Source organism: Streptomyces sp. RKAG293, assembly GCF_023701745.1.
Taxonomy (GTDB): Bacteria; Actinomycetota; Actinomycetes; order Streptomycetales; family Streptomycetaceae; genus Actinacidiphila.
Window position 1 is genome coordinate 3,563,655 of the sequence record NZ_JAJOZB010000001.1, and the last position, 23,350, is coordinate 3,587,004.

The following is a 23,350-nucleotide window of genomic DNA, read 5'->3' on the forward strand; positions in this document are numbered from 1 at the left end:
CGAACACCGCCCCCCGCGCAAACCAAATTCCCCGCGGCACCGGCGTGAACAAGACACGGGCTCGGAGCGGGACCGGCAAATGGCCCGATAACGCCCCGACGACGCCGACGGCCGCGAGGGGCGCACCGGGGCGGTTGGCTGGCCAGGGGGCGCACACCGGGGCGCCGTCCAGGGGCGTGCACATCGGTGCCTATGTTTTTCAGCCAACTTCTGGCCGCAGTACCCCTGTTGGTAATAGGCCTTGCTGACACGTCTGCCACCTGCAATGAAACGGCTCCAGGGGGCGCGAGGAGCGTCGTAGGCCACCGCGGGAGCCAGAGGCGTACTTCCCAGCAGGCCCGGTGAGTGGAACGCTTCGTGATCGAATGCTTCACGCCACGTGGTCAAGTCGACTTAGCGCCAGGTGGTGAAGTATTCACAACTGCCTCATCTGACACACCAAACACAGTAGATTCGATCTTGGGAAATACGGCGGGGGAAACGTGCAGGACCGAGGGGCCGCGTCGATCGAGGGGGGCTTGAGCTCCATGATGAGCCAGGAGTCCAGGACCGGTACGGCGATGGAGAACCTGTCGCCATCAGCCGGATCCTCAGCACCGTCAGCGTCGTCCCGCGCCACTCGCAAACTGTCCGCGCGGCGGCGTGCCGAAGTCGTCGCCGTGCTGCTGTTCAGCGGCGGGCCGATCTTCGAAAGTTCCATCCCGCTCTCCGTGTTCGGCATCGACCGGCAGGACGCGGGCGTGCCCCGCTACCGGCTGCTGGTCTGCGCCGGCGAGGACGGGCCACTTCGCACCACCGGGGGCCTGGAACTCAGCGCCCCCTACGGACTCGAAGCGCTCTCACGGGCCGGCACCGTAGTGGTGCCCGCCTGGCGCTCGATCTCCCAACCACCACCTCCCGAGGCCCTCGACGCGCTGCGCCGGGCCCACGAGGAGGGCGCCCGGATCATCGGCCTGTGCACAGGGGCGTTCGTACTGGCCGCCGCGGGGCTTCTGGACGGCCGCCCCGCGACCACCCACTGGATGTACGCGCCCACCTTGGCCAAGCGCTATCCCTCCGTGCATGTGGACCCCCGGGAGCTTTTCGTGGACGACGGAGATGTACTGACCTCGGCCGGCACCGCGGCCGGAATCGACCTCTGCCTGCATGTCGTACGCACCGACCACGGCGCCGAGGCCGCGAACGCGCTCGCCCGGCGGCTCGTCGTGCCGCCGCGCCGCAGTGACTGGCCCTCCAGCCAGCGCCACCTCGACAGGTCATTACCAGAAGAGATCGGCGGTGACCCGCTGGCCGAGGTCGTCGCCTGGGCGCTGGAGCATCTGCACGAGCAGTTCGACGTGGAGGCCCTGGCGGCTCGCGCCTATATGAGCCGCAGGACCTTCGACCGGCGCTTCCGCTCGCTCACCGGCAGTGCCCCGCTGCAGTGGCTGATCACTCAGCGGGTGCTGCAGGCGCAGCGGCTGCTGGAGACGTCCGACTTCTCGGTGGACGAGGTGGCGGGCCGCTGCGGCTTCCGCTCCCCCGTCGCGCTGCGCGGGCACTTCCGCCGCCAGCTCGGGTCGTCGCCCGCCTCCTACCGGGCCGCGTACCGGGCCCGGCGCCCGCAGGACGACCCGGAGCGGCCACCCGCGCCGGCCGAGCACCTGCCGCCCCGCCGGGGCACGCCGCCACAGCTCCTGACGGTGCCGGGCAAGCCCGACTCCGACGTGTACGCCCCTCGGGTGCCCGAGCAGAGCCGCATGGACGGCTCCGACGGCATCATCAGGGGGCGGCTGCGCGCGGAGCGCATCGCACGCGGCCGCAACCCGGCTATGCCTGGTCCACGCGATCGCCCCTTAGGGTGAGACCCATGAACGACCGCATGGTGTGGATCGACTGCGAGATGACCGGGCTGTCCCTGGCCCACGACGCGCTCGTAGAGGTGGCCGCACTGGTCACCGACTCCGAGCTGAACATTCTCGGCGAGGGGGTGGAGATCGTCATCCGCCCGCCCGCCGAGTCCCTGACGACCATGCCCGACGTCGTACGCGAGATGCACACCGCCTCCGGGCTCCTGGAGGAGCTCGAGGGCGGTGTGACGCTCGAGGAGGCCGAGAAGCTGGTGCTCGACTACGTGCGCGAGCACGTCTCGGAACCGCGCAAGGCCCCGCTGTGCGGAAACTCGGTCAGCACGGACCGCGGCTTCCTCGCCCGGGACATGCCGGCTCTCGAACAGCACCTCCACTACCGGATCGTGGACGTCTCCTCCATCAAGGAGCTGTCCCGCCGGTGGTACCCCCGGGCGTACTTCAACAGCCCGGAGAAGAACGGCAACCACCGCGCCCTGGCCGACATCCGCGAGTCCATCGCGGAGCTGCGCTACTACCGCGAGGCCGTCTTCGTGCCGCAGCCCGGCCCGGACACCGACACCGCCCGGGCCATCGCGGCCAAGCACGTCCTGGCCGCCGAATAGCCTGAGGCGAGCACCCTCCCGGACCCTGTATGCTTCTTCAGGTCGGCGCCGAGAAGCGCCGGACATGGTGGGTGTAGCTCAGTTGGTAGAGCACCTGGTTGTGGTCCAGGTGGCCGCGGGTTCAAGTCCCGTCACTCACCCTGAACGACGAAGGCCCGGTCTGTGAGAACAGACCGGGTCTTCGTCATGTCCTGGGTCCCGAGGGCCCGGTGGGGGCCGGGGCGGCGCCGTTCGCCCTGTGTCCGACGTCACACCTTCCGGTGAACGCCGACCCTCGCTACGCCGAGTCCCGCCGCACCAGTTCCGTGGCGAGCACCACATGCCGCCGCACCGAGGTGCGTTCCGCGATCTCCTCCAGGAGGACGCGGGCCATGGTGCGGCCCATCTCCTCGATGGGCTGCCGGACGCTCGTGAGGGCGGGGTCCATATGGCGGGCGATGACGGAGTCGTCGAAGCCGACGAGCGCCACGTCGTCGGGGACCCGCCGGCCGGCCTCCCGCAGGACCTGGAGGGCGCCGGAGGCCATGACGTCGGAGGCCGCGAAGACGGCGTCCACGTCGGGCCGCCGGGCGAGCAGTTCGCGCATCGCGCGCCGGCCGCCCTCCTCGGTGAAGTCGCCGCGGGCGACGAGCGAGGCGTCGTCGCCCAGGCCCGCCGCGCCGACGGCCTGGCGGTAGCCGTCGAGGCGGCAGCGGGCGACGTACATGTCGACGGGGCCGGTGATGGTGGCGACGACGCGGCGGCCGCGGCCGAGCAGATAGCCGACGGCGGACCGGGCGCCGCCCACGTTGTCGGAGTCCACGTAGGACACGGACTCCAGGTCGGAGCGCCGGCCGTTCAGGACGGCGGGCATGTCCAGCTGTTCCAGCAGGTCCGGCAGCGGGTCGTCCTCATGCACGGAGACGAGCAGGACGCCGTCGACCCGGTGGGCGCTGAGGTACTGGGCGAAGCGGGAGCGTTCCTTGGGGGTACGGATCAGCGTCAGCAGCAGCTGCATGTCGGTGTCGGCGAGCTCGGCGCCGACGCCGCGGATGATGTCGGAGAAGTAGGGCTCGGCGAAGAGCCGGGTCTCGGGTTCCGGGATGACGAGCGCGATGGCGTCCGTCCGGTTGCCCGCGAGGGCGCGGGCGGCGCGGTTGGGGACGTACCCCAGCTCGGCGATGGCGACCTCGACGGCGGCCTTGGCCCGGTCGCTCACCCGGGGGGAGCCGTTGATGACCCGGGAGACCGTGCCGCGGCCCACCCCGGCGCGTGCGGCGACCTCTTCGAGCGTGGGCCGTCCGCTGTGCCGACCGTTCACGGTCACTTCCGCCTCCCGACATGACTGACGCGCCATCCTAGGCGCTCGGACGCACCGTGCGTGAGAGCGCTCCCACGATCTCTCACGATAGCGGCCGTGCGGTGCCGGTTTCGTTCAAGAAGTGATCGAAGGTCCGGTCCGGACACGTTCCGGCAACGAAAACGACTTCATGCCTTGACACTTCCCCCTCCGAGGCAGGACTGTTCCGGCAAGCCTTCGTGGGAGCGCTCCCACACCTCGTCGCACACCCGCACGTCGGAACAGAAGCCAGCACGCACGCCAGAACCACCCTGGACAAGGAGAGTGGAATGCGCACTTCCAGCGGCACTCGCGCCCGCAGGACCGCACTGATAGCGGTCGCGGGGCTCGCGACCTGCGCGACCCTGATCACCGGCTGCAGCAGCGACAGCGGCTCGGACTCGGGGAAGAAAGGGAACACCGGGGCCGGGAACATCACGCTGCACGTCGGCGACTTCGGCTCGTTCGGCTACGACGACAAGACGGGCGCAGCCCTGTTCTCGGAGTACCACCAGCTGCACCCGAACATCACGATCGTCGAGGACAACGTCGCCGACGGCCAGAAGTACTGGGACGCGCTGAAGCTGCACCTGTCGCAGGGCAGCGGCCTGGCCGACGTCCAGGCGATCGAGGTCGGCTTCATCGCCGAGGCGACCGCCACGCTCGGGGACCGGTTCATCGACCTGGGCAAGGCCGCCGGGGTGGACACCACCAAGTGGCTGGACTGGAAGGAGAAGCAGGCCACCACGAAGAGCGGCCAGGTGATCGGGCTCGGCACCGACGTCGGCCCGATGGCGGTCTGCTACCGCAAGGACCTGTTCCAGAAGGCCGGTCTGCCGACCGACCGCGAGGCGGTCGCCGCGCTGTGGGCGGGCGACTGGGCCAAGTACATCGAGACCGGCAAGCAGTTCAAGGCCAAGGCACCGGCCGGGGTCTCCTTCACCGACTCCGCCAGCGGTGTCTTCAACGCGGTGGTCTCCAGCCAGGCGCAGCAGTACTCCGACGACCAGGGCAAGCTGATCTACGACACCAGCCCGGGGGTGAAGAAGGCGTGGGACCTGGCGGTGGAGTCGGCGCAGCAGGGCCTGAGCGCCAAGCTGCGGCAGTTCGACGACAAGGGCACCTGGAACGCGGCGTTCAAGAACTCGACGTTCGCCACCATCGCCTGCCCCAGCTGGATGACCGGCATCATCAAGGAACAGGCGGGCCCGGCCAACGCGGCCAAGTGGGACATCGCCGCGGCGCCGGAGTCCGGCAACTGGGGCGGCGCGTTCCTGTCCGTGCCCAAGGCGGGCAAGCACACCGCTGAGGCGACCGCGCTGGCCGCCTGGCTGACCGCACCCGAGCAGCAGGCGAAGGTGTTCGCCAAGAACGGCAACATCCCGTCCACCAAGGCCGGCCTCGACTCGCCGGCCGTGCAGGGCGCGACGAACCCGTACTTCGGCACCGCGCCGGTCGGCAAGGTCTACACGGCCACCGCGAAGAGCGTCACACCGGCGCCGATCGGCCGCTACGACGGCCAGGTGAAGACGTACATCACCGACAACGGGCTGCTCGACATCGAGCAGCACGGCACGTCCAAGGACAAGGCGTGGTCCACCGTGCAGGCGCTGGTCAAGGACAAGATCGACCAGTAGCCGGCGGGGCCGCCCGGCAGTGCGCACACCTGCCGGGCGGCCCGCCCCACGACGCTGATCCGGCCGCGACCCCTCGTCCCGGCCGGGACCGACTGAGACCGACCGACCCGACCGGGAAGGACGCCACTCGTGGCCACCTCCGTCAGGGCGTCGGCCGACGGCAGTCCGCCGCCGGCCCGGCCCGTCCCCGCCGCCGCACCGCCGGGCACCCCCGGCACCCCCGGCACCCCCGCCGGCCCCTCCTGGCGCTCGCGGCTGTACCGCCTGGACCTCAAGGCGACGCCGTACGCGTACATCGCCCCCTTCTTCGTCTGCTTCGCCGCCTTCGGGCTCTTCCCGCTGATCTACACGGGCTGGCTCTCGTTCCACCAGGTCGAACTGGGCGGCACCGCGCAGTGGCGCGGCTTCGACAACTACACCCGGCTGTGGGACAGCGAGTTCTTCTGGAACGCGCTGCGCAACACGTTCTCGCTGGGGGTGATCTCCACTGTCCCGCAGCTGCTGATGGCGCTGGGCCTGGCCCATCTCCTCAACTACAAGCTCCGGGCGCGCGGGTTCTTCCGGGTCGCGGTGCTGGCCCCGTACGCGACGTCGATCGCGGCGGCCTCGCTGGTCTTCGTCCAGCTCTTCAATCCCGACTACGGGATGGTCAACCAGCTGCTCGGCCACTTCGGGGTGCACCACATCCAGTGGGAGGCCGACAAGTGGCCGTCCCAGATCGCCATTTCGACGATCGTCACCTGGCGCTGGACGGGGTACAACGCACTGATCTACCTGGCCGCGATGCAGGCCGTGCCGGGCGATCTGTACGAGGCGGCCGCGCTCGACGGGGCGTCGCGCTGGCGGCAGTTCCTCAGCGTCACCATCCCCTCGATCCGTCCCACGATCCTGTTCACGATCATCGTCTCGACGATCGGGGCGACCCAGCTGTTCGGCGAACCGATGCTGTTCGGCGGCGGGTTGGGCGTCAGCGGCGGATCGGCGCACCAGTACCAGACGCTCAGCCTCTACATGTACGAGAAGGGCTGGCAGAACGGGGCGCTCGGACAGGCGTCGGCCGTCGCGTGGGTGATGCTCCTGATCCTGCTGCTCGTGGGCGCCGTCCAACTGATCATCACGCGGGTCAACCGCAGGAAGCTGGGGGGCTGACCTCATGGCACACGCAGTCGCGGACCGGACCGCGCACCGGTCGGAACCCACCCCCACCCCGCCCAAACCGCGGCGCTTCGCGGCCCGCGCCGGACGGCAGGACCACGCGGGACCCGTCACGTACGTGGTCCTGGTGGTCGCCGCGCTGGTCTCGCTCTTCCCGCTGTACTGGACCGTGGTCGCGGCCTCCAGTACCGACACCCAGATCGTGCAGCCGCCGACCGAGCTGCTGCCCGGCAGCCATCTGATCGACAACCTGAAGATCGCCTGGGACCAGGTCAACATGGGCCAGGCGCTGGTCAACTCCACCATCGTGGCCGGGTTCGTCTCGCTCAGCACGGTGCTGTTCGCCACGCTGGCGGGCTTCGCCTTCGCGAAGCTGCGCTTCCGGGGCCGCAACGGGCTGCTGACCCTCGTGGTCGCGACGATGACGATCCCGCCGCAGCTCAGCGTGATCCCGCTCTACCAGATCATCACCGATCTGGGCTGGGTGGGCCGGCTGCAGTCGGTCATCCTGCCGTCGCTGGTGGCGGCGTTCGGGGTGTTCTTCATGCGGCAGTTCCTGGCCGAGGCGCTGCCGATCGAGCTGATCGAGGCGGCCCGGGTGGACGGGGCGCACAGCCTGCGGATCGTCTGGCACGTGGTCTTCCCGATCGCGCGGCCGGCCATGGCGGTGCTGGGGATGCTGGTCTTCGTCCAGTCCTGGAACGACTTCTTCTGGCCGTTCATCGCGCTGAACCAACAGAACCCCACCGTGCAGGTGGCGCTGGCCGGGCTCGGTTCCGGTGACCACACCATCGACCACGCGGTCGTGCTGACCGGCGCGCTGATCGCGACCGTGCCGCTGCTGCTGGTCTTCGCGCTGCTCGGCAAACACATCGTGGGCGGCATCACCGCCGGCGCGGTCAAGAGCTGACCCGCTCGCAGCGCTTCGCGCAGGCCGACGCCCCCACCCCCGTCATGCTCACTTTTGGGAGTGCCCCCGTATGACCGCTGTCCGACCCGAGACCGAGACCGCATCCACCGGTCTGCTCCGCTTCCCGCCCGGCTTCGTCTGGGGCGCGGCCACCGCCGCGTACCAGATCGAGGGCGCCGTGGCCGAAGACGGCCGCACCCCCTCCATCTGGGACACCTTCAGCCACACTCCGGGCCGGGTCCACAACGGCGACACCGGCGACATCGCGGCCGACCACTACCACCGGTTCCGCGACGACGTCGCCCTGATGTCCGACCTCGGCCTGGGCGCGTACCGGTTCTCCGTCTCCTGGTCACGGGTCCAGCCCACCGGCCGGGGGCCCGCCGTCCAGCGCGGCCTGGACTTCTACCGCGCGCTCGCCGACGAGCTGCTGGGCAAGGGGATCACCCCGGTCGCGACGCTCTACCACTGGGACCTGCCGCAGGATCTGGAGGAGGTCGGCGGCTGGACCGTACGCGACACCGCCGAGCGGTTCGCCGACTTCGCCGCGATCATGGCGGGCGCGCTCGGCGACCGCGTTCCGTACTGGACCACCCTCAACGAGCCGTGGTGCTCGGCGTTCCTGGGCTACGGATCCGGTGTGCACGCCCCCGGCCGCACCGAGCCGGACGCCGCGCTGAAGGCGGCCCACCATCTCAATCTCGCCCATGGCCGGGCGATCGGGGTCCTGCGCTCCACGCTCCCCGCCACCGCGCGGACCTCGATCACCCTCAACCTCCACCAGGTGCGCCCGCTCGACGGGTCGGCGGCGGCACTGGACGCCGCGCGCCGGATCGACGCCGTCGGCAACCGGATCTTCACCGGGCCGGTCCTGCACGGCGACTACCCGGCGGACCTGCTGGAGGACACCGCGCACGTCGTGGACTGGCAGTCCCTGGTGCGGGACGGCGACCTCGCCGAGATCTCCCGCCCCATCGACCTGCTGGGCATCAACTACTACACGCCCACCGTCGTCTCGGGCCCGCGGACCGCGCCCGACGGGACCGAGGCCGCCCGCTTCGACGGCCACGGCGCCAGCGCGCACTCCCCCTGGCCCGGCTCGGAGCAGGTCGCCTTCCACCTCCCGCCCGGCGAGACCACGGCGATGAGCTGGGCGGTCGACGCCAGCGGGCTGTACGACCTGCTGCGGCGCACCGCCGAGGAGAACCCCGGCCTGCCGCTGATGGTCACCGAGAACGGCGCCGCCTTCGACGACTACGTCTCGCCCGAGGGCGCGGTGAACGACCCGCGGCGGATCGACTACCTGCGCGGTCACCTCGCGGCCGTGCACCGGGCGATGGCCGACGGCGCCGATGTCCGCGGCTACTTCCTGTGGTCGCTGATGGACAACTTCGAGTGGTCCTACGGCTACAGCAAGCGGTTCGGCGCGGTGTACGTCGACTACGCCACCCAGACCCGGATCCCGAAGTCCAGCGCCCACTGGTACGCCCAGGTGGCGCGCACGGGTGAGATCACGGAGCCTGACGCTCCGTAAGGAACGCGGGGTGGTGCGGGGGTTCGAGGGTGCCGTCGACACCACTTCACGCGGGCAGCGGCCCACCGGCGGGAAACCCCGCCGATGGGCCGCTGCGTCATGGGGCCGGCCGTGGAATCAGCCGAAGGAGGCGAACGCCTTGGTGAAGGCGAGGTCGCCCTGGACGATCGAGCTGCAGCTCGCGTCGGCGAAGTTCTTCGCACCTCCGGGGCACTGCTTGTCACGGGTCGAGGACCACATCGACAGCCAGCCCAGGCCCTTGGACTTGGCGAAGTTCACCAGCTGGGTCGCGTCGTCGACCTTGAAGATCTCGGTGTTGACGTCGTTCACACCGATCATCGGGGTGACCGCCACCGCCTTCCAGGCGGCCGCGTCCGACAGCCCGAGCACGCTCTTGACCTGCGCCTGCGTCGCCGTGGCGCCGTCGATGGCGTACTGGCCCATGTCGCCGTTGAACGCGGGCCCGTAGTCCATCGCCATGATGTTGACGGCCGAGATCCGCACGCCGTTCTTCTTGGCGTCGGCCAGCAGGTTGATGCCGTCCTGCGTCAGACCGGTCGGCATCGCGGGGAGGGTGTACGAGACGTCCAGCCCGCTGTGGCTCTTCTGGAGCGCTGCGATGGCCTGCGCGCGGCGGCTGTTGGACGCGGTGTCCGGGAGCGCGCCGCCCTCGATGTCGAAGTCGACCTTCGTCAGCTTGAACTGGTCGACGGCCTTGCCGTACGCGGCCGTCAGATCGCCGACCGAGGTGCAGGCCGTGCCCAGTTCGGAACCGGAGGCCCCGCCGAACGAGACGCGGACATCGCCGCCCGCCGCCCGCAGCGCGCCTATCTGGCCGGCCACCGCGTCGGAGCCGAGGTCCGTCACCCCGCCCCACTTGGGGGTGCAGCCGCCGCCGGAGGTGATGAAGGCGAGGTTGTACTGCTTGACGCCGGTGCTCTTGGCGGAGCCGACCATGTCGAAGGCCGGGTACAGCGAGGTGTCGATGTACGGCGAGAAGCCCGCGCCGGCGACCGGAGTGGTGCCGCCGGTCTTGGTGGGGGTGGGGGTCGGCGTCGGCGTGCTGGTCTTGGTGGGGGTCGGCGACGCGGTCTTCGTCGGGGTGGGCGAGGCGGTCGGGCTCGCGGTCACGGTCGGACGGCCGCTGGGGGTGGCGGTCGGGCCGGAGTCCACCGAACACTTGGCGTCGTTTATCAGGCAGTTGACCGGGTCCGCGGCGGTGCCGCCGGACGCCGCCACGAAGCCGACGTCGACCTTCGCGCCGGGCGCCACGGTGGCGTTCCAGCCCTCCGGCTTCACGGTGATGTGCTGGCCGTTCGCGGTGAACTTGCCGTTCCACAGCGAGCTGAGCGTGGTGCCGGCCGGCAGGTCGAACGACAGGGTCCAGCCGGCGAGCGCCTTGTCCGAGGAGTTCGTGATCTCGTACTGCCCGGTGTAGCCACCGGTCCAGCCGCTCGTCTTGGTGTAGGCGGCGCCGACCGGGGCGGCACTCGCTGACCCGGCCAGCGCGAAGGCGCCTCCCACCACGACAGCCGCGGCGACGAGGCCGCCGATCGCCTTGGTCTTGATCCCGGGTCGACGGCGATGCGTGCTGGCCATACCGGCCTGCCTTTCGTGGGGGGCGGGGTGCGGCACGACGCTAGCGCGGGCGGAACGGACAAAAGCCCTGACCACAGCGGGGGTTGGGGTTCTTATGGCGCCCTTAAGGACGGCATCGGAGCGAGTTAAAGGTTCAGACCACTGGCGGGGGACTTCTGTCCCGGCCTGCGACGGCGGCGTGGCACACGGTGACCCCGGCCGGATTCGCCGGAGCCGGGGCGCAGCGCCAGCCAGACCCGGACCTCGGTGCCGCCGAGCACGGAGTGGCCGATGGCGATGTCGCCGCCGGTGGACTCGGCGACCCGGCGCACGATGTCCAGGCCCAGGCCCGTCGAGCCCGGCCCGCCGTCGCCCTGGCCGCGGCGCAGCGCGGCCGCGGGGTCCCGGATGCCGGTACCGGCGTCGGAGACCAGCACGATCACGGCGTCCTCGCCGTTGTGCACGTCCACGGCGAAGGCGGTGCCCTCCGGGGTGTGCCGGAAGACGTTGCCGAGCATGGCGTCGAGCGCGGCGGCCAGCTCACCGCGCGCCACCGGCACCCGGACCGGCCGGTCCACGCCCGCTGTGCGGGCCGTGCGCCCCTGGTCCTCCGCGAGGGCGGACCAGAACGCCATCCGTTCCCGGATCACCTCGGCGGCGTCGCAGCCGGCCATGACCGGCGCGGTGATCTGCTGTTCGCGCGCGGTACGGATGATCGTGTCGACCTCGCGCTCCAGTTGCGCGACGGCCTCGCGGGTCTGCTCGGCGACGGGCCCGTTCCCGAGCGAGGCGGCGTTGAGCCGGAGCACGGTGAGCGGGGTGCGCAGCCGGTGCGAGAGGTCGGCGGCCAGTTCGCGCTCGTTGGCGAGCAGTTGGACGACCTGGTCGGCCATGGCGTTGAACGCGACGGCGACCGAGCGCAGTTCCGAAGGCCCGGCCTCCGAGACCCGGACGCCGAGGTCGCCGCGGCCGAGCGCGTTCGCCGCGTTCGCCAGCCGGCCCGCCGGCCGCACCATCCGGGTGCCGAGCCGGTCGGCGATGGCCACCGAGCCGACGATCAGGCCGATGCCGACCGCCGCCAGCACGATCCAGGCGGTGGCGACGCCCCGGGTGATGTCGCTGTCCGGGACGAAGACCTCGACGACCGCGACCGTGCCCGAGCTGACCGCGTTCGGCTGCAGCAGCGCGTACCCGCCGCCGACCGCGACGGTGGAGGCCCGGCCGCGGCTGGACGCGGCGTCCATCGCGGCGTCGGAGGAACGGTGCCTGCCGATCTCGACCGCGGTGGTGCCGGGGGTGGCCGGCACATGCAGCGCCATCCGGCCGTCCGCGCCGGCCTGGGTGGAGGCGAGCGCCCGTTCCAGCTGGACGCGGTCGGTGGTGATGGCCAGCGCGGGGCCGATCGCGGCGGCCTGCCGTTCGGCGTTGGAGAAGGCCCGGTCGCGGGCCAGCTCCTTGACCACCAGTCCCAGCGGTACGGCGAACGCGACGACGACCATCGCGGTCACCGCCAGGCACACCTTGACGAGCAGCCATCTCATGCCGGTGGCTCCAGCTTCACCCCGACGCCGCGCAGCGTGTGCAGATACCGCGGCCGGGCGGCTGTTTCGCCCAGTTTGCGGCGGAGCCAGGACAGATGGACGTCGATGGTCTGGTCGTCGCCGTAGGACTGCTGCCACACCTCGGCCAGCAGTTCCTTGCGGGCCACGACGACACCGGGACGCGACGCGAGGAAGGCCAGCAGGTCGAACTCGCGGCGGGTCAGGTCCAGCGTCACCCCGTCGAGCTCCGCCTGCCGCCTGCGCACATCGATCCGCAGCCCGCCGACCGCGAGCCGCGCGGTCTCGTCGGGGGCGGCCTCCCGGCCGCGCGCCCGGCGCAGCACGGCGGCCATCCGGGCGGACAGGTGCTCGACCGAGAACGGCTTGACGAGATAGTCGTCGGCGCCCGCGTTGAGCAGCCTGACCACCTCCGCCTCGTCGTCACGGGCGGTAGCGATGATCACCGGGACATCGGTGATCCCGCGCAGCATCTTCAGCGCCTCCGACCCGTCCAGATCCGGGAGGCCGAGATCCAGGATCACGACATCGAAACCGACCTGCGCCACCTCGCGCAGCGCCTCAAGAGCCGTGCCCACACTGCGTACGGTGTGGGCCGCCTCGGTGAGGTGCCGGATGAGGGCGGAGCGCACGAACTGGTCGTCCTCGACCACGAGCACACTTGCCATGGCCCGCACGGTAGCCCATCCGGGGGACCCGGTACCGCTCCGTCCGTTTACCGCCCTCCGCGCCCGGACCTGCCGCGCGTACGGCAGGATGTGCCGATGCAACGAGGATTGCTTCACGCCGGGGCCTGGACGCTCGCGACCACAGCCGCGGTGACGATGTCGTGGTTCGGGGTGCACTCCGTGCTCGCCGGTACCGCCTACGATCCACCGCGCGCGCTCCCGGTCTCCGATGCCGTCGCCGGCTCCTCGGCGCGGCCGGTGGCCTCCTCCACGCACCGGCCGAAGCCGGTGCCGTCCACGACGTCCCCCGCACCGACCGTGCCGCCCACCACCAGGCCCGCGACGAAGGCGCCGTCCCCGCCGCCCGAGAAGCCGCCGGGCACCTCGCACGACGCCTCCACCAGCAACACCACGGGCAATGTGCACGCCTACAAGGTCACCGGCGGCCGCGTCGTGCTCGACCTCGGGCCGGCCTCGGCCACCCTCGTCTCGGCCACCCCCGACACGGGCTGGGAGATGAAGGTCTGGAAGCTGGACGAATGGATCCGGGTGGACTTCACCAGCGGAACCACCACCTCGTCGGTCTTCTGCACCTGGAACGGCCACCCGCCCGTGGTGGAGATGTACAAGAGCTAGGCCGGCCTCCGGTTCAGCGGAAGACCGACTCCGGCGGGGCCGGGGACGGGGCGGCCGTCGCGTCGGTGACCGGGGCCGCGCCGCCCGCGAAGTCGGCCAGCGGGCGGCCGTGTTCGACGCGGCCGGGGTGCGGGTCGGAGGCGACCCGCCGGGTCAGCTCGGCGAGCGGCAGCTCGACGTCGGCGGCGAGCAGGATGGCGTTGCCGAACCGGCGGCCGCGCAGCACCGCCGGGTCGGCGGACACACAGACCTCGGCGAACGCCGACCGTGCGGTGGCGATCTGGGCGCGCAGGAAGCCGAGGGCGCCGCCGTCGGCGAGGTTGGCCGCGTAGAAACCGCCGGGCCGCAGCGCGCGCCTGACCTCGTGCAGGAATTCGGCGCTGGTCAGATGCGCGGGAGTGCGGGCGCCGCCGAAGACGTCCGCGATGACCAGGTCGGCCCAGCCGTCCGGGACCTTCCCGAGTCCCGCCCGGGCGTCCCCGCCCCGCACCTTGATCCGCCAGGTCCGGTCCCACGGCAGTTCACGGCGGACCAGTTCGACGAGCGGACCGTCGATCTCGACGGCCTGCTGGGTGGAGCGCGGCCGGGTCGCGGCGGTGTACCGGGCCAGGGTGAGCGCGCCGCCGCCCAGGTGCAGCACCTGCAGCGGGCGCCCCGGGGGCGCGACCAGGTCGATGATGTGGCCGAGCCTGCGCTGGTACGAGAAGTCCAGGTACGACGGGTCGTCGAGGTCGACGTGCGACTGCGGGGCGCCGTCGATGAGCAGTGTCCAGCCGTGCGGCCGCTCCCGGTCCGGGACCAGCTCGGCCTGCCCGCCGTCGACCACGGCGCCGACCGCTTCGCGGGCCTGCGCCCTTCCGCCCTGCTTCTTGCCTGCCACCCGACCAGTATCGGCCAGCGGGCGGTCAGACGCCGCCGGCCAGTTTGATCGTGCGGGCCGCCTCACCGAGCGCCGCCCGCAGGACGGCCGGGTCGGTGGCGGTGATCCTGCCCGGCCCGCTGTCCGGCGGCACCAGCCACCCGGAACCGGCCACCGACGGCTCCGCGCCGATCGAGAAGCCGCGGCCGTTGCTCCGCGTACAGGAACTGCCGGGCAGGTCCCAGCCGTCGGCGGTGCCCTGTGGCACCAGGAACCCGATGCCGTCCCCCGCGTCGTCGTGCAGCACCGGCCCGACGCCGGTCCGCAGCCGCAGGATGTCCACGGCCTCCAGGCCCTGCTGGGTCGGAACGGTGACGAGATCGCACGGCGGCGTCGCCTGCGGCATCTCGCTCCGCTCCGGGCTCGGTTCGTGCCGATCGGTGTCCAACAAGGGGAACCCTCCTCGCGGGCGGACGCAGCACCGCCCTTACGAGGAGTACAACGCGCCTCCGTGTCAACAGCTACGCCCCGCTAACGCCGCAAGGGGTGGCATTTCATGGCGGATCGCGGGTGAGATATCCGTTTTGTAGGCAAACTCTCGGTATCGGCCCTGTCACAGCGGGTACCGTCGTCGCGCCGTCCGCACCAGGAGTCCGCCATGGCTTCACCGTCCTCAAGCCCCGATCCAGCCCGAACCGCCACCATGGCCAACGCGGCCTTCCGGCAGTTGCGCGGAGACCGTTCCCCCAACGAGTTCGCTGCGGCGGTACGCCGTTCCGCCCGCGAGATCGGCGAGCAGGTCAGCTGCGACGCCCGGTACATCGGGCGGGTGGAGGCCGGGGAGATCCGGTGCCCCAACTACGCCTACGAACGGGTGTTCCGCCATATGTTCCCCGGCCGTTCGCTGGGCGACCTGGGCTTCGCCCCGCGCGAAGCGGTACGGGGCAGACGCGGCGGCGCGCCACCGCTGGAGACGTACGAATTCGAATTCGAGGAGAGCGACGTGCTGCGTCGCGTGTTCATGACCGGCGGCCCCGCCGTCGTCGCGACCGCCCTGGTGTCCGGCTCCGCCGTGCACCCACCCGCCGGCCGGGTCGGCGTCGGCGAGGTCCACGCCGTCGAGGAGGCCGTGCGGCACATCCGGCTGCACGACGACCGGCACGGCGCGGACGGCCTGTACGAACAGGCGGGCCAAGCCCTGCGCACCGCCTACCGGCTGCTCGACGAGGGCGCCTACAGCCAGTCCGTGGCCGACGGGCTGTACGCCGGAGCGGGTGAACTCGCCGTCTCCGTCGGCTGGCTGGCCCACGACTCCGGCCGGTTCACCGACGCCCGCTCCTACTACGCCGAGGCACTCGCCACGGCCCGCGTCTCGGGCGACGCCGCCCTGGAGGCCCACGCCTTCTGCAACACCGCCTTCCTCGCCCGCGACGCGGGCCGGCCGCACGAGGCCGTCCGCGCCGCCCAGGCCGCCCAGGCCGCCGCCCGCCGCCTCGCCTCGCCTCGGCTACTCTCCCTGCTCGCACTGCGCGAAGCGGGCGGCCGCGCGGGACTCGGCGACCGCTCCGGTTGCGAACGCGCGCTGTCGCGCGCCCAGTCGCTCTTCGGGCGCGGCCCGTCCGACGCCGACCCGCAGTGGATGACGTTCTTCGGCGAGGCCGAACTCGCGGGCCTGGAGGCCCAGTCCTGGTCGGCGCTCGGCGACCACCGCCGCGCCGCGGACTCCGCCCGCCGCGCCGTCAGCCTCCAGGACCCGCACTTCACCCGCAACATCGCCCTCTACGGCGCCGAGTTGTCCGCAAACCTGGCCGCCGGCAACCGCCCCGACGAGGCCGCCGCCGCGGGCTCCCGCGTCCTCGACCTCCTCGGCCGCGTCCAGTCCTCCCGCGTACGGGCCCTCCTGGACACCACCGCCACCCGCCTCCGCCCGCACCACCGGACGACGGCGGTAGCCGCCTTCCTGAGCCGCCAGCGCTAGTCGCCTCCGGCGGAGGTTTCAGGACCCACCTGCGGTGGGGGTGCGGGTACGTCGGCGCCCACCCCCACCGTTACGCCTGCGGCGGGCTTTTCCCCACCCGCCCGCCCGACACCGGCACCGATGCAGGTGCGTCGGCACCCGCCCGCAGACCCGGGGACGGCGTTCCTGCCCGCACCAGCGGGCCAGCTGTGACGTGAGGGGGACGGGGCCGCAGGGAGGGGGGTCCGAAATGCTGCCGAGCTATTTGTGGGCCGCCAGGCCCTGAATAGTCGATTTCGGACCCCCCTCCCGGAGGACCCGGCCCCCGACCCCCAACGTCACCCGAGGTGACCCGTGTCGTTCCAGCGTTCAACGGCCGGGTCCCCGTACGCCCACCCCAGAATCGACAGCGACGCCGGATCCAGCCGGATCGACGCTCCGAACGACGGATCCAACCCCAACCACCGCGCCCCCAGCGTTCGCAAGAAGTGCCCGTGGGCGAAAACGAGCACGTCCCGCTCCGCCGACCGCGCCCACCCCACCACCTCGTCCGCCCGCGCCGCCACCCCCGCCAGGGACTCGCCCCCCACCACCCCGTCCCGCCAGATGTTCCACTCGGGCCGGCCCGCCGCGCGCTCGCGCTCAGCGATCTCGTCGGGGACGAGTCCTTCGTAGGCGCCGTAGTCCCACTCCATGAGGGCGTCCCACGGCTCGGCGCGGTCGCCGAAGCCGGTGAGGTCGCAGGTCTCGCTCGCGCGGACGAGGGGGCTGGTGCGGACCTCGAGGCCGGGCAGTCCGTCCCAGGGGGCGCCGTGCAGGCGCTCGGCGAGCAGCCGGGCGGTGCGGCGGCCCTCGTCGGTGAGGGGGATGTCGGTGCGGCCGGTGTGGCGGCCGGAGAGGGACCACTCCGTCTGGCCGTGCCGGACCAGAAGGATGCGCGGAGCCATGCGGAGGGACCTTTCATCACGTAATGGAGATCACTCCATCATCGCGCACTCCGGGCGGCCGGGCCGATGAGGCCCGTCAGGAGTCCGTCGAGGCCGAGCTCGTACTGGGCCATCCCCGCGTCCTGCGCGATGGCGAGCTCGGGGACGAGCTCGGTGAGCGCGGGGTAGCGGTCGGCGGGGAGGTCGGCGAGCCGGGCGCGTACCCGGTCGCGCAGACCGTCCTCGCACAGGGCGCGGTCCCGCCGGACGTTCCACAGCGCGGAGCCGACCGTGTACTGCATGAGGGCGACGTGGGCGCGCGCGGCGTCGACCCGGTCGAGGCCGGCGGCGCGCAGCAGGCCGAGCATCCGGTCGATGACGGCGATGGCCTCGTCGCCGCGCATGGGGCGGGTGGTCAGCAGCTGCAGGGCCGAGGGGTGGTCGGCGAAGAGCCGGAAGACGCTGCGGCATACTTCACGCAGCTGCTCGCGGGCGTCCGCGGTGCCCTCGGCCTCGCCCATGGCGGGCAGCTCGACCTCGCTGAGCAGCCGCTGGGCGACGGCGTCGCTGATCTCTTCCTTGCTGCGGAAGTGCGAGTAGACGGCCATCGTGCCGACGCCGAGCTGCGCGGCGAGGGCGCGCATGGTGAACGCCTCGGCGCCGTCGCGGTCGAGCAGTACGACCGCTGCGTCAAGGATTCTGTCGGGGTTGAGCGTGTTGCGTGGAGCGCGGCGCCGGGGGGTGCGGGCCGACTGGGTGACGGTCATGCCATTCTCTAACTTCTCGCGGAGAGCAACCTGGGAGGGCGCCCCGGGCGTCTTCCCGCACGCATACCCGACCAAGAGATGTTGAACACAGAACGAACGCAGTGTGGCCGGGAATTTCCGGGGCGATGTGCGGGCTGTCTAGCGTACGACGTACGGTAGAGCCTACGACATGGTCCGCAAGGAGCCACATCCGCAGAACGGGGAGAACGGCCGCATGACGATCACCGCCACAGCGCCTCGCGCCTCGGCCTACCGGGGCCGGCTGCGCTGGTGGACCGAGCTGCCGCTCATCGCCGTCGTGTACGCCCTCTACTCGTGCGGCCGCCTGCTGGTCCGCGGCGACGTGGACAACGCCGTCGAGAGCGGGATCGACATCCTGCATCTCGAAGAGCTGATGCGGATCGATCCGGAGCGCTGGCTCAACGGCATCTGTACGAAGTACGCCGCGATCGGCGTCCCCGCGGACTTCGCGTACGCCTCGCTGCACTATCTCGTGACGCCCATGATCCTGGTGTGGCTGTGGCGGCGGCGGCCGACGCACTACCGCGCGGCCCGCACGTGGCTGATGCTGTCCACCCTGATCGGCCTGATCGGCTTCACCCTCATGCCCACGGCGCCGCCGCGGCTGCTCGACAGCAGCCACGGCTTCATCGACACCATGGCGCAGTACGGCTCCTACGGCTGGTGGGGCCAGGACGCCAGCGCCCCGCGCGGCCTCGGCGGGCTGACCAACCAGTACGCGGCGATGCCGAGCCTGCACGTCGGCTGGTCGCTGTGGTGCGGGATCATGCTGTGGCGCTACGGGCGGACCCCGCTGGTGCGCTCGCTGGGCATCCTGTACCCGCTGATCACCACGTTCGTGGTGATGGGCACCGCCAACCACTACCTGCTGGACGCGGTCGCCGGTGCGGCCGTCATGGGCATCGGCTACCTGCTGGCCCCGCGGGCCCTGCTCGCCGTCGACGCGCTGCGCGCCCGGTGGGCCGTCCGGTCCGGCGCCACCACCTCCGCGGAGGGCCACAGCCCGGTCGTGGCGGCCTCCGCGACCGCTGCCGCCTCCGGGACGCAGGCCCCGGCCCCGGCGGCTCCCAGAAGCGCTCCGCACGGCCCGGTACCCAGCGGGGTCCCGACGTCGCGGACGCGATCCCAGGACGAGCACAGATCGGATCCCTCGGACAGGTCTTCCGTGGGTCAGGGCCGAATGTCGTAGCCGGGTGCGAGACTTCCGCGGGTGAGCACTACGCACTATCTGCGGGAGCGGCTGGCCGAGTTGCGCGGACCGGCCACGTCTCCACGTCCGCTCGACGCGCGGGCCCTCGCGGCCCTGGCCGCGAATCCCGGCTGCCGCCGCCGGGCCCTGCTCGACGCCGCCGGGATCGACAAGGGCGCGGTCGCGCAGGTGCTGGGCGCGCCCGCCCCGTTCGGGCAGTCCCAGTTCGCCTTCGCCCGCGGTCATGCCTTCGAGGCCCGGGTCAAGGCGGAGGAGTGCGCCGAGCTGCTGCGGCTGCTGGGCGCCCCCGAGGACAGCGGGGCGCTGCTGCCGGACCTGTCGGCCGCCGGTCCCGAGGGCCGCACCGCCAGGACCCGGCTGGCCCTGGCGGAGGCGACCTCCGCCGGCTGCTGGACGCTGCTGGACCACCCGCTGCTGGCGCTCGACGTGGCGGGGTCCACCGCCTACCTGGAGCCGGACGCGGTGGCGGTCGCGCCGGACGGCTCCTGGACGGTCGTCGAGGTCAAGTCCTTCCCGATCCTGGACGGCAGCGCGGACTCGGTGAAGGTGGGCGCCGCCGCCCGCCAGGCCGCGGTGTACGTGCTGGCGCTGGAGCGGCTGGCGGGGCCGCTGGAGGAGACCGCGGGTCCCGTGCGGGTGTCGCACGATGTGCTGCTGGTGTGCCCCAAGGACTTCTCGAACCTGCCGACGGCCCAGTTCGTCGATGTGCGCAAACAGCTGTCGGTGACCAGGCGGCAGCTGACCCGGCTGACGCGTATCGAGGAGATCGCCGCCGAGCTGCCGGACGGCACCACGTTCGACCTGCGCTGGTCCGAGGACGGCCGCACCCCGACCCGGCCGGCCCCCGAACTGGCCGCCGCCGTCGAGGCGGTCCCGGCCGCGTACTCCCCCGAGTGCCTGGCCGCCTGCGAGCTGTCCCTCCACTGCCGTGACCGCTCCCGTGCCTGCGGCTCCGTCGAGTCCCTGGGCCGCGGCCTGCGCGGTGAGCTGGGCACCCTCACCACGGTCGAGGCCGTGCTGTCCGCCGCCCTCGGCACGGACGCCGCAGGCGCCGAGGCGGACCCCGCCGTCGCCGCGCTGCGCCGCGCCGCCGTGCTGCGCGCCGAGGCGCTCACCGCCGGAGGTGCCGCATGTCACTGATCGGGACGCTGGCGCGGGCCGAGGCCGTGGTCGCGGGCCGGGCGCAGCCGGTGGCGACGGTCCGGCACCGGCACCTGTCGCCGCATCCGCTGGTTTTCGTGCCGCTGACGACGGCCGGCGAGGTCGGCGCTCCACTGGGCGCGCTGGTGGGCCGCGACCGGGAGGCGCCGAGCCTGCTGGTGGTCACACAGCCGCGCGACCGGGACCTGCGGTTCGACTTCCTCGCGGCGCTGGCGACCGCGGTCATCGCGCACATGGACCGGTACGCGGACGAGGTGGAGACCGAACCGGCGACCCGGAACCGCGAGGAGTCCGAGGTCTGTGCGGACGCCCCGCAGATCATCGTGCCGAACGCGGCGGCGGTGGACTACGTCCGGCTGCTCGGCCGCTCCACCCGGTTCCGCCGTACGGCGGAGGAGAATCCGGACGAGCCCTATCCGGTGCCGTCCCAGGTGCCGCTGTCCGGTCGCTGGCTGACCCACTACGCGGAGCGCGCCCGCACCCCCGGCGCCTCGCTGCTGCTGTCGATGACGGAGCTGCTGTCGCGGCACTGGGCGACCGGCCAGAGCAATCTGGAGGACCAGCACCTCGGCGCGCTGCTCGGCTGGATCGACCCTCCCGAGGGAATGACCGGCGCGGAGGCGGCCCGCCGCGCGGAGACCGGACGCGGACCCGACGGCCTGCTGCTGAGCCCGCCCGCCGGCCCGGCGACCGACCCCGCCTTCGACAACACGGTGCTGGCGCCCGCGATGTCCCGCTTCGACGCGGCCCGGGCGGCGGCGCGGACGGCCGGCGCGGAGCGGTCCGCCGCGATGTCCCTCGCCGAGGCCGAGGTGCGGGCGCTCGTCGAGAGCCAGTTGCGGCCTGCCTGGGACGATGTGTGGCGTGGTCTCGATCTGCTGCGGGCGCTGCCCGAGGGCGGGCATGTCGAGGAGCGCTGGAAGCGGGACCGCTGGTCGTACACCGGCCACCGGGACCGGGTGCGGGCCGGTGAGCCGCCGCAGCCGAAGCGCGACGACGCCATCGCGGCCGCGCAGAAGCTGATGGGCCGCGAGACGGCCCAGGTGCGGTTGGAGGCGCAGGAGGCGCTGGACGATCCGCTGGTGATGGCCGGGCGGCGGCTGTCAGGCGAGGCGTTCGCGGGCGAGGTCACCGGCGTGGTGATGGCGTACAGCGAGGCGAAGGTGCCGCGCCCGCGCCCGCTGGTAACCGTCGCGACCGCCGACGTACCGCATTTCGACGCCGACGCGAAGCTCTACCGCGCGCTGCCCGGCGGGAAGACTCAGGAGGCGCGGTTCGTCGAGTGGCCGTCGCCCGGGGAGGTCACCGTACGACTGCTGAACGGCATGGGCCGGGGCAAGGTCCCGGACGAGGGGTCGGTGCCCGCGGCCGGCGACCGCGTGTGCTGGACGCTGTTCGAGCACGCGCCGCGCGGCGGACCGGAGTTGCCCGACCCCGAGGACACCCCGTGGACGCACGGCGGCCCGCCGGGGACCGCCGCCGCACCGGCAGCGCCCGCACCCGATCCCGTCACCGTGGAGGACTTCCTGTGAGCCGCACGACGGAGGACTCTCCGCCCCACGGCCCGGCCCGGCCCGCGCCGCGCGACCCCGCCGCCGAGGCGGCGGCGGTCACCGAGGCGATCCTGCGCGACACGCTGCACGGCTCGTCGCGCGGTGTCGTCGTCGACTCCCCGCCGGGCGCGGGCAAGTCGACGCTCGTGGTGCGCGCGGCCAGGGAACTGGCCGCGGCGGGCGAGTCGTTGATGGTGGTGGCGCAGACGAACGCGCAGGTGGACGATCTCGCGGACCGGCTGGCGACCGCCGATCCCGGGCTCCCGATCGGCCGGCTGCACGGCAGCGAGTCACCGCCCGATCCGCTGCTCGACCGGCATCCGTCGATCGTGAAGTCCGCGAAGGTCGCCGATCTCGCCCAGCAGAAGGTCGTCATCGCGACCTCCGCGAAGTGGGCGTACGTCAAGACCACCGATCTGACGTCGCCCTGGCGGCACGCGATCGTCGACGAGGCCTACCAGATGCGCTCGGACGCGCTGCTGCAGGTGGCCGGGCTCTTCGAGCGGGCGCTGTTCGTCGGCGACCCGGGGCAGCTGGACCCGTTCAGCGTGGTGGGCGCCGACCAGTGGGCGGGGCTGAGCTACGACCCGTCGGCAAGCGCGGTGGTGACGCTGCTGGCGCACAATCCGGGCCTCCCGCAGCACCGGCTGCCCGTCTCGTGGCGGCTGCCGGCATCCGCGGCGCCGCTGGTGTCGCGGGCGTTCTACCCGTACACGCCGTTCCGCAGCGGCACCGGGCCCGGCGTCCGGCGGCTGTCGTTCGGGGTGCCCTCGCAGGGCACCGGCCCTGACGAGGTGCTGGACGAGGCGGCCGCGTCGGGCTGGGGGCTGCTGGAGCTGCCGGCCCGGCACACTCCCCGGACGGATCCGGAGGCGGTGCACGCGGTGGCCCAGGTGGTGCGGCGGCTGCTGGACCGGGGCGGGGTGACGTTCAGCGAGCGCTCGCCGGAGCCGGCGCCGCTGACCGCGGACCGGATCGCCGTCGGCACGGCGCACCGCGACCAGGCGGCGGCGGTGCGGTCGGCGCTCACCGCGCTGGGCGTGTCCGGTGTCGCCGTGGACACCGCGAACCGGCTGCAGGGCCGGGAGTTCGACGTGACGGTCTTCCTGCACCCGCTGTCCGGCCGCCCGGACGCGACGGCCTTCCATCTGGAGACGGGCCGGCTCTGCGTGCTCGCCTCCCGGCACCGGCACGCGTGCATCGTGGTGTGCCGGGCGGGGGTGGCCCGGCTGCTGGACGAGCACCCGTCGACGGAACCGGTGCAGCTGGGCGTGACGGTGAAGTTCCCGGACGGCTGGGAGGCCAACCACGCCGTGCTGGCGCACCTGGACGAGCACCGGGTCCCGTATCGGGCGTAGCCCCGGTGCGGAACGGTGCGGGACGCTGCGGAACCGCACGTCAGACGGCACTTCGGACGGCCCGGAGGCCCACTTGCGCGGGCGCGGGACA

Annotated in this window: 20 protein-coding genes and 1 tRNA gene; 13 read left to right on the forward strand and 8 right to left on the reverse strand. The window is 72.4% G+C overall.

Annotation, left to right across the window (positions count from 1 at the left end; all coding sequences use genetic code 11):
- Positions 1 to 560: 560 nt before the first annotated feature.
- From LNW72_RS15725 to LNW72_RS15735, 3 genes are all read left to right on the forward strand, one after another.
- Positions 561 to 1,844, forward strand: coding sequence for a helix-turn-helix domain-containing protein (locus LNW72_RS15725; RefSeq protein ID WP_250980172.1), 1,284 nt, complete (start codon positions 561 to 563; stop codon positions 1,842 to 1,844).
- A gap of 5 nt (positions 1,845 to 1,849) precedes the next feature.
- Entirely contained in the window at positions 1,850 to 2,452 is a 603-nt protein-coding gene (gene orn / locus LNW72_RS15730) for an oligoribonuclease (protein ID WP_138355047.1), read from the forward strand.
- A gap of 67 nt (positions 2,453 to 2,519) precedes the next feature.
- Positions 2,520 to 2,592 (forward strand) — tRNA-His (locus LNW72_RS15735).
- Positions 2,593 to 2,729: 137 nt separating this feature from the next.
- Here LNW72_RS15735 and LNW72_RS15740 read toward each other — a convergent pair.
- The gene (locus LNW72_RS15740) at positions 2,730 to 3,788 is read right to left on the reverse strand and encodes a LacI family DNA-binding transcriptional regulator (protein ID WP_250975994.1); all 1,059 of its coding nucleotides are present in this window, start codon (positions 3,786 to 3,788) and stop codon (positions 2,730 to 2,732) included.
- 272 nt (positions 3,789 to 4,060) lie between these two features.
- Here LNW72_RS15740 and LNW72_RS15745 point away from each other — a divergent pair, with 272 nt between their 5' ends.
- From LNW72_RS15745 to LNW72_RS15760, 4 genes are all read left to right on the forward strand, one after another.
- Positions 4,061 to 5,407, forward strand: coding sequence for an ABC transporter substrate-binding protein (locus tag LNW72_RS15745; protein ID WP_250975995.1), 1,347 nt, complete (start codon positions 4,061 to 4,063; stop codon positions 5,405 to 5,407).
- Between the two features lie 129 nt (positions 5,408 to 5,536).
- Positions 5,537 to 6,556, forward strand: a complete 1,020-nt coding sequence (locus tag LNW72_RS15750; protein ID WP_250975996.1) for a carbohydrate ABC transporter permease — start codon at positions 5,537 to 5,539, stop codon at positions 6,554 to 6,556.
- Positions 6,557 to 6,560: 4 nt separating this feature from the next.
- The gene (locus LNW72_RS15755; RefSeq protein ID WP_250975997.1) at positions 6,561 to 7,472 is read left to right on the forward strand and encodes a carbohydrate ABC transporter permease; all 912 of its coding nucleotides are present in this window, start codon (positions 6,561 to 6,563) and stop codon (positions 7,470 to 7,472) included.
- A gap of 70 nt (positions 7,473 to 7,542) precedes the next feature.
- Positions 7,543 to 9,006, forward strand: a complete 1,464-nt coding sequence (locus tag LNW72_RS15760) for a GH1 family beta-glucosidase (protein ID WP_250975998.1) — start codon at positions 7,543 to 7,545, stop codon at positions 9,004 to 9,006.
- Between the two features lie 117 nt (positions 9,007 to 9,123).
- Here LNW72_RS15760 and LNW72_RS15765 read toward each other — a convergent pair whose 3' ends face one another.
- The 3 genes from LNW72_RS15765 to LNW72_RS15775 all read right to left on the reverse strand — a co-directional run bounded on the left by LNW72_RS15765 (position 9,124) and on the right by LNW72_RS15775 (position 12,811).
- Positions 9,124 to 10,605 carry a cellulose binding domain-containing protein gene (locus LNW72_RS15765; protein ID WP_250975999.1) on the reverse strand — a complete coding sequence of 494 codons (1,482 nt, stop codon included), beginning with the start codon at positions 10,603 to 10,605 and terminating at the stop codon, positions 9,124 to 9,126.
- A gap of 125 nt (positions 10,606 to 10,730) precedes the next feature.
- On the reverse strand, positions 10,731 to 12,125 hold the full coding sequence (locus LNW72_RS15770) for a HAMP domain-containing sensor histidine kinase (protein WP_250976000.1): 1,395 nt from the start codon (positions 12,123 to 12,125) through the stop codon (positions 10,731 to 10,733).
- A complete protein-coding gene (locus LNW72_RS15775; protein ID WP_164295417.1) occupies positions 12,122 to 12,811 on the reverse strand; it encodes a response regulator transcription factor in 690 nt (229 codons plus the stop codon). Before LNW72_RS15775 ends, LNW72_RS15770 begins: the two co-directional genes overlap by 4 nt.
- Positions 12,812 to 12,907: 96 nt before the next feature.
- Between LNW72_RS15775 and LNW72_RS15780 the strand changes: the two genes are divergently transcribed.
- Positions 12,908 to 13,447 carry a hypothetical protein gene (locus tag LNW72_RS15780; RefSeq protein ID WP_250976001.1) on the forward strand — a complete coding sequence of 180 codons (540 nt, stop codon included), beginning with the start codon at positions 12,908 to 12,910 and terminating at the stop codon, positions 13,445 to 13,447.
- Positions 13,448 to 13,460: 13 nt separating this feature from the next.
- On the opposite strand, the gene LNW72_RS15785 is transcribed toward LNW72_RS15780, so the two are convergent.
- Both LNW72_RS15785 and LNW72_RS15790 read right to left on the reverse strand, forming a co-directional pair.
- Entirely contained in the window at positions 13,461 to 14,327 is an 867-nt protein-coding gene (locus LNW72_RS15785; protein ID WP_198357335.1) for a spermidine synthase, read from the reverse strand.
- Positions 14,328 to 14,352: 25 nt separating this feature from the next.
- Positions 14,353 to 14,712: a hypothetical protein gene (locus LNW72_RS15790; RefSeq protein ID WP_250980173.1), complete on the reverse strand. Its 360-nt coding sequence runs from the start codon at positions 14,710 to 14,712 to the stop codon at positions 14,353 to 14,355.
- Between the two features lie 252 nt (positions 14,713 to 14,964).
- On the opposite strand from LNW72_RS15790, the gene LNW72_RS15795 reads away from it, so the two are divergent.
- Complete coding sequence (locus LNW72_RS15795; RefSeq protein ID WP_250976002.1) at positions 14,965 to 16,284, forward strand: tetratricopeptide repeat protein; 1,320 nt, start codon at positions 14,965 to 14,967, stop codon at positions 16,282 to 16,284.
- A 317-nt stretch (positions 16,285 to 16,601) separates the two neighbouring features.
- Here the strand turns inward: LNW72_RS15795 and LNW72_RS15800 are convergent, their stop codons facing one another.
- The gene (locus tag LNW72_RS15800; protein WP_250976003.1) at positions 16,602 to 17,210 is read right to left on the reverse strand and encodes a histidine phosphatase family protein; all 609 of its coding nucleotides are present in this window, start codon (positions 17,208 to 17,210) and stop codon (positions 16,602 to 16,604) included.
- Between the two features lie 38 nt (positions 17,211 to 17,248).
- Positions 17,249 to 17,956: a TetR/AcrR family transcriptional regulator gene (locus LNW72_RS15805; protein ID WP_250976004.1), complete on the reverse strand. Its 708-nt coding sequence runs from the start codon at positions 17,954 to 17,956 to the stop codon at positions 17,249 to 17,251.
- 214 nt (positions 17,957 to 18,170) lie between these two features.
- On the opposite strand from LNW72_RS15805, the gene LNW72_RS15810 reads away from it, so the two are divergent.
- Genes LNW72_RS15810 through LNW72_RS15825 form a run of 4 tightly spaced genes read left to right on the forward strand, consistent with a single transcriptional unit; the run spans position 18,171 to position 23,259 of the window.
- Positions 18,171 to 19,166, forward strand: a complete 996-nt coding sequence (locus tag LNW72_RS15810) for a phosphatase PAP2 family protein (protein ID WP_250976005.1) — start codon at positions 18,171 to 18,173, stop codon at positions 19,164 to 19,166.
- Between the two features lie 21 nt (positions 19,167 to 19,187).
- Complete coding sequence (locus LNW72_RS15815; RefSeq protein WP_250976006.1) at positions 19,188 to 20,327, forward strand: hypothetical protein; 1,140 nt, start codon at positions 19,188 to 19,190, stop codon at positions 20,325 to 20,327.
- The gene (locus LNW72_RS15820) at positions 20,318 to 21,880 is read left to right on the forward strand and encodes a hypothetical protein (protein ID WP_250976007.1); all 1,563 of its coding nucleotides are present in this window, start codon (positions 20,318 to 20,320) and stop codon (positions 21,878 to 21,880) included. Before LNW72_RS15815 ends, LNW72_RS15820 begins: the two co-directional genes overlap by 10 nt.
- On the forward strand, positions 21,877 to 23,259 hold the full coding sequence (locus tag LNW72_RS15825; protein ID WP_250976008.1) for an AAA family ATPase: 1,383 nt from the start codon (positions 21,877 to 21,879) through the stop codon (positions 23,257 to 23,259). Before LNW72_RS15820 ends, LNW72_RS15825 begins: the two co-directional genes overlap by 4 nt.
- Positions 23,260 to 23,350: the final 91 nt, after the last annotated feature.

Coding starts and splice junctions, on each gene's coding strand:
- LNW72_RS15805 (WP_250976004.1), bottom strand. CDS start 17,956: ATGACCGTCACCCAGTCGGCCCGCACCCCCCGGCGCCGCGCTCCACGC.
- LNW72_RS15820 (WP_250976007.1), top strand. CDS start 20,318: ATGTCACTGATCGGGACGCTGGCGCGGGCCGAGGCCGTGGTCGCGGGC.
- orn (WP_138355047.1), top strand. CDS start 1,850: ATGAACGACCGCATGGTGTGGATCGACTGCGAGATGACCGGGCTGTCC.
- LNW72_RS15810 (WP_250976005.1), top strand. CDS start 18,171: ATGACGATCACCGCCACAGCGCCTCGCGCCTCGGCCTACCGGGGCCGG.
- LNW72_RS15795 (WP_250976002.1), top strand. CDS start 14,965: ATGGCTTCACCGTCCTCAAGCCCCGATCCAGCCCGAACCGCCACCATG.
- LNW72_RS15790 (WP_250980173.1), bottom strand. CDS start 14,712: ATGCCGCAGGCGACGCCGCCGTGCGATCTCGTCACCGTTCCGACCCAG.
- LNW72_RS15800 (WP_250976003.1), bottom strand. CDS start 17,210: ATGGCTCCGCGCATCCTTCTGGTCCGGCACGGCCAGACGGAGTGGTCC.
- LNW72_RS15775 (WP_164295417.1), bottom strand. CDS start 12,811: ATGGCAAGTGTGCTCGTGGTCGAGGACGACCAGTTCGTGCGCTCCGCC.
- LNW72_RS15755 (WP_250975997.1), top strand. CDS start 6,561: ATGGCACACGCAGTCGCGGACCGGACCGCGCACCGGTCGGAACCCACC.
- LNW72_RS15780 (WP_250976001.1), top strand. CDS start 12,908: ATGCAACGAGGATTGCTTCACGCCGGGGCCTGGACGCTCGCGACCACA.
- LNW72_RS15760 (WP_250975998.1), top strand. CDS start 7,543: ATGACCGCTGTCCGACCCGAGACCGAGACCGCATCCACCGGTCTGCTC.
- LNW72_RS15725 (WP_250980172.1), top strand. CDS start 561: ATGGAGAACCTGTCGCCATCAGCCGGATCCTCAGCACCGTCAGCGTCG.
- LNW72_RS15765 (WP_250975999.1), bottom strand. CDS start 10,605: ATGGCCAGCACGCATCGCCGTCGACCCGGGATCAAGACCAAGGCGATC.
- LNW72_RS15740 (WP_250975994.1), bottom strand. CDS start 3,788: ATGGCGCGTCAGTCATGTCGGGAGGCGGAAGTGACCGTGAACGGTCGG.
- LNW72_RS15745 (WP_250975995.1), top strand. CDS start 4,061: ATGCGCACTTCCAGCGGCACTCGCGCCCGCAGGACCGCACTGATAGCG.
- LNW72_RS15770 (WP_250976000.1), bottom strand. CDS start 12,125: ATGAGATGGCTGCTCGTCAAGGTGTGCCTGGCGGTGACCGCGATGGTC.